This is a genomic window from Romboutsia weinsteinii (genome assembly GCF_002250835.2).
GTDB lineage: Bacteria > Bacillota > Clostridia > Peptostreptococcales > Peptostreptococcaceae > Romboutsia_A > Romboutsia_A weinsteinii.
Window position 1 is genome coordinate 105,405 of record NZ_NOJY02000012.1, and the last position, 10,541, is coordinate 115,945.

11 protein-coding genes are annotated in these 10,541 nt (G+C 28.4%); all 11 read right to left on the minus strand.

Annotation, left to right across the window (positions count from 1 at the left end; genetic code table 11):
- Nucleotides 1-2,016 carry a BglG family transcription antiterminator gene (locus tag CHL78_RS09120; RefSeq protein ID WP_094367086.1) on the minus strand — a complete coding sequence of 672 codons (2,016 nt, stop codon included), beginning with the start codon at nucleotides 2,014-2,016 and terminating at the stop codon, nucleotides 1-3.
- Nucleotides 2,017-2,248: 232 nt separating this feature from the next.
- Entirely contained in the window at nucleotides 2,249-2,887 is a 639-nt protein-coding gene (gene fsa, locus CHL78_RS09125) for a fructose-6-phosphate aldolase (protein ID WP_094367087.1), read from the minus strand.
- A 30-nt stretch (nucleotides 2,888-2,917) separates the two neighbouring features.
- Nucleotides 2,918-3,847, minus strand: coding sequence for a transketolase family protein (locus CHL78_RS09130; protein WP_094367088.1), 930 nt, complete (start codon nucleotides 3,845-3,847; stop codon nucleotides 2,918-2,920).
- A gap of 2 nt (nucleotides 3,848-3,849) precedes the next feature.
- Nucleotides 3,850-4,668: a transketolase gene (locus tag CHL78_RS09135; RefSeq protein ID WP_274541847.1), complete on the minus strand. Its 819-nt coding sequence runs from the start codon at nucleotides 4,666-4,668 to the stop codon at nucleotides 3,850-3,852.
- A gap of 35 nt (nucleotides 4,669-4,703) precedes the next feature.
- Nucleotides 4,704-5,099, minus strand: coding sequence for a D-ribose pyranase (gene rbsD / locus CHL78_RS09140; RefSeq protein WP_094367090.1), 396 nt, complete (start codon nucleotides 5,097-5,099; stop codon nucleotides 4,704-4,706).
- 68 nt (nucleotides 5,100-5,167) lie between these two features.
- Nucleotides 5,168-6,076: a ribokinase gene (gene rbsK / locus CHL78_RS09145; protein WP_094367091.1), complete on the minus strand. Its 909-nt coding sequence runs from the start codon at nucleotides 6,074-6,076 to the stop codon at nucleotides 5,168-5,170.
- Nucleotides 6,077-6,319: 243 nt separating this feature from the next.
- Complete coding sequence (locus CHL78_RS09150; protein ID WP_094367092.1) at nucleotides 6,320-7,153, minus strand: MIP/aquaporin family protein; 834 nt, start codon at nucleotides 7,151-7,153, stop codon at nucleotides 6,320-6,322.
- Between the two features lie 350 nt (nucleotides 7,154-7,503).
- Nucleotides 7,504-7,995 carry a hypothetical protein gene (locus CHL78_RS09155; protein ID WP_094367093.1) on the minus strand — a complete coding sequence of 164 codons (492 nt, stop codon included), beginning with the start codon at nucleotides 7,993-7,995 and terminating at the stop codon, nucleotides 7,504-7,506.
- A gap of 204 nt (nucleotides 7,996-8,199) precedes the next feature.
- On the minus strand, nucleotides 8,200-9,207 hold the full coding sequence (locus CHL78_RS09160; protein WP_094367094.1) for a LacI family DNA-binding transcriptional regulator: 1,008 nt from the start codon (nucleotides 9,205-9,207) through the stop codon (nucleotides 8,200-8,202).
- A 21-nt stretch (nucleotides 9,208-9,228) separates the two neighbouring features.
- Nucleotides 9,229-9,630, minus strand: a complete 402-nt coding sequence (locus tag CHL78_RS09165) for a hypothetical protein (protein WP_094367095.1) — start codon at nucleotides 9,628-9,630, stop codon at nucleotides 9,229-9,231.
- A 227-nt stretch (nucleotides 9,631-9,857) separates the two neighbouring features.
- Nucleotides 9,858-10,541 (minus strand): hypothetical protein (locus CHL78_RS20750; RefSeq protein ID WP_206749959.1); only part of this gene is annotated, 684 nt, incomplete at its 5' end.

The following is a 10,541-nucleotide window of genomic DNA, read 5'->3' on the forward strand; positions in this document are numbered from 1 at the left end:
TTAGGAATATTGTTTTACTATTTCTAAAATTTCACTTTCACAAGATGCATTTAGTATTTTTTCTAGATTACTTTTATTAGACAACATCTTATTAATAGATATCAGTGCATTTAAGTGTGATTCTTTGTCCTTAGGTGCCAAAACTATAAATACTCTAGCTTTATGTCTTTTACTATCCGAAAAACATATTTCTTCCTTAAATGTAGTTAAACTAATTCCTAACCTGTTTACACCATTTTCTGGCTTAGAGTGAGGAAGAGCTACATTTTCTAAAATTATTATGTATGGACCTAAACTTTCAATATTTCTAATCATTGCCTTTACATAAGATTCATCAATAACACCTAGTTCTACTAAACTTCTTGAGCTAATTTTAATTGCATCTTTCCAATCTTTTGCTTCTTGATTTAAGCTGATTGTATTTTTATTTAAAAGGTCTGCTAATGTAACCTTATAAATTTCATTTTTTTCTTCAGTTGATAGAATTATGTTTTCAATTTCTTCTCTTAATTTATCTTTATTTGTAACCGTAGAATATCTCTCTACACTGTTCATTATTCTCCTTACAATCTGTTGACCTAAGTTGAATTTTGATTGAGTACTAGATATTTGAGATATTAGGTTTTGTTTATCTAAATTATTTAGTATTGGATTTACTTTTATGACATTTCCATTATCCTTTGAAATATCAACAGTTGTTATAGCAAAGTCATAACTTTTGTCATAATTATTAAACTCATCCAGTGATAAAATATCTTTTATTTCTATTAAATCGAAAAGGTCTTTTATCTGATTTTTTAATAGTTGTGACGTTGCCATTCCAGAGTTACATACAATTACTATTTTAGGAATTTTTATTTCAACTCCCATTTTTACTGCATAACCACCAAAATACATTGATATAAATGCTAATTCATCATCATTAAAAAAACATCCTAGTATTTCTTCCACATTTTTTACTATTTGCTTAGTAAACTGAAATGTTGATTTATACTTATTTTTTACTTCTTCCTTAATATAGTTAGGATAATATACACCATATCTTAGCCTAAAAATAGATGGTACTAAATGATTAAATATATTGTTTGTAAGCTCCTTATAATCGTCTATATAGATACAAGATATCTTTTCAAATTCTTTGACCATCATATTTATTTCATATATGTATTTATCTTTTATTGATTGCTTAAGGAAAAACTCTTTTATCTCGCTATCTTTAATGATAAAAGTTTGTATATAGTAGATTTCACTATCTGCTATATCTTTGTTCAGCACTTTTCTTAATGCTACTAGGATATCGATTGCCAAATTATTGCAACTTAGCGATTCTAAAAAGTTTATTTCATCTTCTGAGAAACTTAAACTTTCACAGTCTTTGTAATAATGCTTATACATATTTGTTAAATACTTTAACGAATAATCAATGTATCTTTCTTTTAGTACATTTGGACTAATATTTTCTAAGGTTTCTTTTAATACATTATATTCTTCTAAAAACTCACATTCTTTAAATAGATAGCCGTAGTCATTGTATAAGTTAATAAATAAATATCTTCTATCTTTTAGATCTCCTTTTATTTCATAACCATTATCAGATTCGATTTTTAGTTTATACTTACTTATATAACTTCTAGCATCTTTTAAATCATTTAAAACTGTATTTCTACTTACTTGCAGTAGATTGCAAAGTTTCTCTATTGTAAGCTTATCGTTGTATGTAAGAATGTAAATTACTATTTTTAAGTATCTCTCTTGTGGAGAAAGTATATAGTCTTCACTTGCATACTTTAACAACTTACTTATTTCTTCTTTATCTTTACTGCTTAAATAGTACCCTAAGGTTCTTTTGTTTTTAAGCTCTACTGAATTTATTCGTAAATAGTGTTCTAGCTTTTCTATGTCATAGTAGGTTGTTCTCCTTGACATATTGAGCTTTTTCGAAATTTCTTGTGTTGTTGCATAATCTTTTTTTATTAGTATTTTAAGAATTTCTTCTAGCCTTTTGTTTATGTACATGTTGTTTGCCTTTCCTTAATATTAATATACTACATATCTATTTTGCACAAAAGATTAAAAACAGTCAACTTTTTTGTGCAAGTTTTTGTACCCATACTTAAAACTGTAATGTCTCATACAAAATAAAGGCTAATACTACTTAGAATAATTCTAATGGTATTAGCCTTTTAAGCAATTAAAAAGATGACCTCTCTTAATCTAGAAGTCATCTTTTTAGTGTACGTATTCTTAATTACATATTTTTATAATCAGCTAAGAACTTTTCTATTCCTATATCAGTTAAAGGATGTTTAGTCATTTGCTTTAATACTCCAAATGGTATTGTAGCAATATCAGAACCTGCAAGTGCACACTCTGATGCATGTATTGGATTTCTAACACTAGCTGATATTATTTCTGTTTTTATATTGTGATTTTTAAATATTGTTGCTACTTCAGTTATTAAATTAGTTCCAACCATACCTATATCATCTAATCTTCCAACAAATGGACTTACATAAGTAGCTCCTGCTTTTGCTGCAAGTAATGCTTGCTGTGATGAGAATATTAAAGTTACATTAGTTTTTATATTCTTTTCTGTAAGTATTTTAACTGCTTTTAATGCTTCTATGCACATAGGTAATTTTATAACTATATTCTTGTGTAACTTAACTAACTCTAAAGCTTCTTCTACCATTTTGTCAGACTCTAAGCTTATTACCTCAGCACTTATTGGTCCATCTACTATAGAACATATTTCATTTATTACTTCCTTTATATCTCTTCCTTCTTTAGCTATTAATGAAGGGTTAGTTGTTACACCATCTAATATCCCCCATGTTGCTGCTTCTTTTATTTCATCTACGTTTGCTGTATCTATAAATATTTTCATAATATCTCTCCTAATTAATTGTTTTTTTCCTTAGTTGTTTAATTCTTCTATAATTATATTTTTTATATTTTCTTTAGTTAATCCATAGTGTACTAAAAGCTCAGCTGGTGTACCTGATTGACCAAAAGTATCTTTTATACCTACTTTTCTTACCTTTACTGGAGCTTTTGCACTTGTTACAGAACATACTCTATCTCCTAAGCCACCTATTACTGAATGTTCTTCAAAAGTTATTAAAGATTTTGTTTCTTTAGCCGCTTTTATAAGTATTTCTTCATCAATAGGCTTTATAGTTGGCATATGTATTACTCTTACATTTATATTATCATTTTCTAATTCTTTTGCTGCTTCAATTGCTATGTTTGTAGTAAGCCCTGTTGTAACTATTGTTATATCATTACCTTCTTTTACAGTTACACCTTTTCCAACTTCAAATTTATAGTCATTAGTAAATATATCCTCAGCCGCTAGTCTTCCTAGTCTTATATATACAGGTCCATCTATTTTAGACGCTTCTTTTATTACTTGAACAGTCTCAGCCTCATCTGCTGGAACTATTACTGTCATATTTGGAAGTGATGTCATAAGAGCTATATCTTCTATTGATTGATGAGACCCACCATCTTCTCCAACAGTTATACCTGCATGAGTTGCAGCTATTTTTACATTTAAGTTTGGATAGCATATTGAGTTTCTTATTATTTCAAAAGCTCTACCTGTAGCAAATACTGCAAATGTACTTGCAAAAGGAATCTTACCGTAAGAAGCAAGACCTGCACTCACTCCCATTAGGTTTTGCTCTGCTATACCTACATTTATAAATCTATCTTTATATTCCTTTGCAAAATCTGCTGTTTTAGTAGATTTTGAAAGGTCTGCATCTAATACTACTATATTTTCATTTTCTTTTCCTAATTCTAATAATGCTTTACCGTACGCTTCTCTAGTAGCTAATCCCATAACTATACCCCCTTAGACTGAAGTTCTTCTATTGCTATATTTCTTTGCTCTAAACTAGGAGCATTTCCATGCCATCCTGCTTCATTTTCCATAAACGAAACACCTTTGCCTTTTATAGTCTTAGCTATTATAACTGTAGGAAGTCCTTTTGTATTTCTTGCATTATCAAATGCTTTTTCTATTTCCTCAAAAGAATGTCCATCTACTTCTAATACATTAAAGTTAAACGCTTTTAATTTATCTTTTAAAGAGTATATATTCATTACATCTTCATTTTTACCATCTATTTGTAATCCGTTATTATCTATTATTGCAACCAAGTTATCTAGTTTGTAATGTGCTGCTGCCATAAACGCTTCCCATACTAATCCTTCTTGAAGCTCTCCATCTCCAAGTACTGAGTATACTCTAACATCACTGTTATCAATTTTTGCACCTAAAGCTATACCTACAGCATTTGATATTCCTTGTCCCAAAGAACCAGTAGATACATCAACTCCTGGTAACTTCTTACTATCTGGGTGTCCTTGTAGTGGTGAATATAATTTTCTAAGTGAATTTAGTTTATCTTTTTCAAAGTAACCTCTCTCAGCTAATGTTGCATATAAAACAGGAGCTGCATGTCCCTTACTTAGTACGAATCTATCTCTATCTTGTTTTTTATCATTTTGTGGGTCTATGTTCATCTCTTTAAAATATAAATATGTAAGTATTTCAACTGCTGATAAAGAGCCTCCTGGATGGCCTGATTTTGATGAATAAATCATATCTATAATACTTTTTCTAATGTTATTAGCATGTAACTGCAAACTTTTCATAATGCTCCCCTTTACTTGACTTAGATTATTTTAAGCTATTAAAATACTACTCCAGATTTTAATATTATATTTGCATATGGTGTAAATTCTCCAGTTCTAACTATAGCCATAGATTCTTTAGTCATAACTTTAAATTCTTCATGAGCTACTTTAGTTATTTTTACATTTTCAAATCTTTTTTCTATTTCTTTATACATTTCATTACTTACTTCTTCTATTTCAGAAGCTATTACAATTTCTTCAACCTGTAATTCTTCAAGTACTGTATCTAATGTATCTAAAAATGTTGGTATTCCGTGCTTAAGTGCTAAATCTATTCTTTCAACATTTTTTGGTATTGGAAGACCACTATCGCATATTGTTAACATATCTGTATGACCCATCTTTGCTATTACTGATGATATTTCACTATTTATTAAAACTGATTTTTTCATCTTCAATCTCCCTTATTTGTATACTATTTTATATTTTAATTTGGATATTTTAAATTTTTACTTTTTCACTAAAATTGATAATTCTCAATATCATATAAGCTTGGTATTGATGTTTGTGCTCCTATTTTAGTAACACATAAAGCTCCTACCTTTGATGCAAAATCCATTGCTTCATCTACACTTTTGTTTTGAGAAAATGCTACTGATAATGCTCCTGTGTAGCTATCCCCTGCAGCCGTAGTATCTACTGCTTCTACTTTATATGATTTTTTGAATTCCATGTTATCTTTATCTAAATATAAGCTTCCCTTTGATCCTAATGTAACTATAAGTTGCTTTACACCTTTTTCTAACATTACATTGGCAGCTTTTTTGATATCATCTTCACATTTAATACTTACACCACTTAATATTTCTAATTCCGTTTCATTTGGTGTTAATAAATCTACATTTTTTATAATATCATCACTTAGCTTAACTGCTGGTGCTGGATTTAATATTGTAAACTTACCTAATTCTTTTGATTTTTCTAAAGCATATTTTATCGTATCTATTGGAGTTTCTAATTGAATAACAACTGTGCTACTTTCTTTTATTCCATCTATACATCTATCTATATCAACTTCTGTTAATTTAAAGTTTGCCCCTGGTGATACTACTATAGAGTTTTCAGCATTTTTATCTACAGTTATAAGAGCTACACCACTTGGTCCTTCTTCAACTTGTACATAATCAGTGTTTACTTTGTCAGCTCTTAGTTGTTTTAATAAGCTTTCTCCAAAACCATCATTTCCAACTTTACCTATCATGTAAACATCTCCACCAAGTCTTGCTGCTGCAACTGCTTGGTTAGCACCTTTTCCACCTGGTATTTCTTTGAAGTTACTTCCTATTAATGTTTGACCTTTCTTTGGCATCTCACAAACATTTACAACTAAGTCCATGTTAAGACTTCCTATAACACATATTTTTTCCATATCAATTACCCCTCTCTAAATTGTCATTTACTTTTAATTTGTCATATATATTTTTATATATATTTTAAGCTCCAAACAAATATCGTTTTCCACAAATCTATAATATAATACTTTTTTATTCTTTACAATACTTTCTTTCATATTTCTTTCATATTTTTTACATGTTTCTTCCACATTTAATTTTATAAAGCTTATTTTTATTCCTATTCATAAGCTCCAAACCCTTGCAAACACTTTCCTTTGCTATGCAGTTTTGTCTATTAGCTTCTTAGGTACAGATACTTCCTTTTCATCTTTACTTACTAATTTTATAGCTACAAATACAGCTACTGTTAACCCTAACATAACATAAATTCTGTAATCTACTATGTTTTCATATAAAGCAATGTGTACAAGCCCTGCAGTAGTTGCTCCCATTATTGGTCCTAATAAAGGTATCCATGCATATTTAAAATCAGATCCGCCTTTACCTGGTATTGGTAAAAAGAAATGTGCTAATCTTGGTCCTAAATCTCTAGCTGGATTTAATGCAGCTCCTGTTACTCCACCAAATGATGTTCCTACTAAAAATATTAAACATCCAACTGCTAAAGGTTTTAACCCACTTGGGAATGCATTTGTATCTAACCCTAGTGAACAAAATGCTAATCCAAACGTTACTATATATTCACTAAAGAAGTTTGCCACATTATTTTTTATAGATGGCGCTGTAGCGAATATTGTTAACTTAGCCTTTTTGTCATCTGTTTTTTCCCAGTGATTAATGAACTGAAGATAAACTAAGAAAGCTCCAAACATTCCACCTGCTACTTGCGCTAATATGTATCCTGGTACTAAACTCCACTCAAAACTACCTTTAACTGCCTGCATAATTGTCATAGCTGGATTAATGTGAGCTCCACTTATGCCTCCTACAGTGTATATAACCATAGCAACTGTACATCCCCAAGCAATATTTATTGCTACATTTCCAGCTTGATATGAACCTGAAGTTTTTAAAGAGTTTCCCGCTAAAACTCCACAACCAAAAAATATTAACATTGTTACTCCTATAAATTCTGCTAAATATACATTCATTTTAATATCTCCCTTTTTATAATTATTTTTATTTATTTTTAATGTCTTTATTTACACATTTGTTACACATGTGTAATATCGTTTTCCAATCTTATATTTCATATAATATATTATTATTTTTATTTTTTCAATAGTTTCTTTATAATTATTTCATATTTTTTACACTTTTATTTTCATTTGTTTCATTTTTATTTCATAGATTTCATTAACTTAATTAAATTTAAACACAAAATAGGAGAATATTGATTTGCCCCTTATAAATTCCTATTTATCTATATTATATCAATATTTGATATGGTGGTATCAATGCAACTTATCATAAACTACATTGATACACACCACATATAAACCTACTTAGAAAATCTTATAGCAGTAAGTGTGTTAGGACCTTCAATATCTACATCCTCTTCAGATTCGGTGTCTGAATATACTACAACCCTATATATTATATTTTTTAGTGTAGATGTTTCTACATCAATATGTGAAAATGGAATTGCAACATCATCACTTCCTGGCATAAGATCTACTTCTAAAGTATATATTGGTTTTGGATTCTCTAGAATCGATGATATTTTTTGTATAACAATAGTTATATTTGCATTTTCAGCTTCTCTACCATCTTCTCCATCTTCAATATCAGGCTCATATTCATAATCTAAAACTACTACTCCATTAAGCAATACAATATCGCCTGGATTTAAAATATAAAAAAATACCTCCAACATAGTTGTAGGATTTTTAGAATCTATTGATACTAAAATGTCATCTCCATCAGGTCTTTCATCAAATTTCAATTCAACCATTTTGCTAAAATCTTTCATATGTGGGCCATGTTGATTCATACAGATAGATTTTCACCTCCTTATACTGGTGCTTAATACTACTATATGATTTCTATTGTTAATCGACACATTTTTACATTATTTTTAGGTGATATATATATTTTAAGTTCCTATTTTTTATGATTATTTGCTACATCATAATTGTTTGTTAAATTAATTGTTTTTCTGAACATAAAAAATAGAGATAATTAAATTACCTCTATTTTAATTATCCTTTATTAACTTTTCTGAGCCTCTAATCACAATAGTTGGCTTTAGTACTATATTTTGAGTAGTGCAAGGCTCATCATCCATAAGTTTTTTTGATAATACCTCAAAAGCTATCCTTCCCATCTCAGAGGTCGGCCTAGAAACAACACTAATATTTAATCCTAAGTATGTAAAAAAGTCTAAATCATCAAATCCAAGTAATGATATATCTTGTCCTATTTTTATTTCCATTTCATTTAAGGCATTTATAGCACCTAATGTCATCATATTGTTGCATATAAATATAGCTGTTATACCTTTATTATCATTGATTATTTTCTTTGCAAGATTATATCCTGATTCAACTTGGTAATCTCCTTCATAAATATAATCTTCATTTATTTCTAGTCCATTTATTTTATATGCTTGCTTATATCCTTCTAATCTAAGTTGTGCAGTCTCATATTCTAGAGGGCCTGTTATTACAGCAATTTTTTCGTGTCCTGAAGTTATTAAAGTGTCTACTCCATCAAATGATCCCTTTTGATTATCAATGAATATTCCATCAAAGTCACAAAATAGTAAATCTCTATCTAATAATATTACAGGTACACCTAGAGAATTTAGTTTTTGAACGTGCTTTTTAGTTGTTTCTCTATTTTTTATAGTTGTTGTAATTATTAAACCACAGATATTAAAATCTTTTAATACATCAATTATCTTCATTTCTTTTTCTATACTTTCACCACTATCAAATGAAAATACATTGTAGTTTAGTTTTTCTGCTTCTTCAGTTAGCCCTTTAAGTACATCTGTAAAAAACATGTTTGATAAGTCGGGAAATATTACTGCAATATTTTTTTCTCTTTGATATGTTTCATCTTGATCTTTTATTTCTTGTATTGCATTTTTTATTAATTCTCTTGTTTCTTGTTTTACATATCCTGATTTATTTATATATCTAGAAACTGTAGCTATAGATACCCCTGATTTGCTAGCAATATCTTTTACCTTTATATTCATATAATCTTTCCTCCATTTTATTTAGACATCATATTTAAAAATATAACTAATTATCTCTAAATTATTATTTATATCATCGTAACTATCAGACGTCGGCTCTATATTAATCTTTTTTATTACATCATCAGCGCTTAAATTATTTGTTGTAGCAATATCTTTAGAAATTTCATTATACGATTTCAATAATTTATAATCTTTATTATCTACAGTTTCAGATATTTTTTCATATAAACTTATATCCTCTACAATTGCACTTATAGATAATTTTCTAGAATCATTAGCCACTTTATATTCCAAACCAACGTTATTAGCTCCATCCCCTGCACCATAACTTATCTCACTTAACTTTTCCTCTTCATTTTCAAAAGCAGATTTAATAATTAAAGACTCACTATCATTATTAAAAATATGTTGTGAAAACACAAATTAATAATCCTAATAATAGTATCTTCTTCATGTTTGAATTATCCCCTTATAATTAACTTTATAGCTAATTTACATTATATCAAAGTATTTTACATAATTATACATCTTAAGTCTCTTCTATAAATCTATTCTTAATTATATGTTTTGTAATAATACAAGGCTATGTTCAAAACATAGCCTCTATCTCACATTTTAATAGTTTTATTTATAATTCCTATAAAATATTATATCTCATTAACTTCTAATCTTAATATCACTAGCTTTTCATTTTTACTTAAAACTTCTTTTATTGATTTTTCCATTTTGTTCTTATCCTTATGCATAGTAGGTGAATATGTCTTATACTTTCCATCAACCTTATATCCTCTAGTAAAAGATATAATCGGAATATCTTCATTTGCATTAAAATCTGCATCTTGAACAAGTCCAGATTCATTATAATTTGTTGGACAGTAGTACTTCATAGTATCAATGATTTCTTTATTTTGTATTATATGTATCTTCATATCTCTTCTACTTCCACCCTCCATAAAGGTATCCCCATAAATAAGATGCATACTCTCTGTACCTACTATATCTTTTGATAATAATTCTTCTGTACTAACTTTCTTTTCTCCCTCATAATAATCTGAGTATATTTTTATATTATATTTTTTTCCTACTTCTAATCTATTAAGCTCTAGTGCTTGAGGGGCGATAATGTTAATATTTTTTTCAATTTCATTGAAATCATCACTATTAGGATTAAGTGAATAAAGATTAAAATCACCAGTAGACTTCTTTCTCATTGAATTTATTATATCTTCTGTAAATCCATTACCTTCAAAATAATTATCTATTTTTTCTTGTGCAATTTCTATACTATCCCCTTTTTCTAGTCCTATAGACATCTTAGTTAGTGCATATAC

What these genes read in the sequence shown, in the direction of transcription:
- CHL78_RS09120 (WP_094367086.1), bottom strand. Translation starts at nt 2,016, where the DNA reads ATGTACATAAACAAAAGGCTAGAAGAAATTCTTAAAATACTAATAAAA.
- CHL78_RS09130 (WP_094367088.1), bottom strand. Translation starts at nt 3,847, where the DNA reads ATGGGATTAGCTACTAGAGAAGCGTACGGTAAAGCATTATTAGAATTA.
- fsa (WP_094367087.1), bottom strand. Translation starts at nt 2,887, where the DNA reads ATGAAAATATTTATAGATACAGCAAACGTAGATGAAATAAAAGAAGCA.
- CHL78_RS09155 (WP_094367093.1), bottom strand. Translation starts at nt 7,995, where the DNA reads ATGAATCAACATGGCCCACATATGAAAGATTTTAGCAAAATGGTTGAA.
- CHL78_RS09150 (WP_094367092.1), bottom strand. Translation starts at nt 7,153, where the DNA reads ATGAATGTATATTTAGCAGAATTTATAGGAGTAACAATGTTAATATTT.
- rbsD (WP_094367090.1), bottom strand. Translation starts at nt 5,099, where the DNA reads ATGAAAAAATCAGTTTTAATAAATAGTGAAATATCATCAGTAATAGCA.
- rbsK (WP_094367091.1), bottom strand. Translation starts at nt 6,076, where the DNA reads ATGGAAAAAATATGTGTTATAGGAAGTCTTAACATGGACTTAGTTGTA.
- CHL78_RS09160 (WP_094367094.1), bottom strand. Translation starts at nt 9,207, where the DNA reads ATGAATATAAAGGTAAAAGATATTGCTAGCAAATCAGGGGTATCTATA.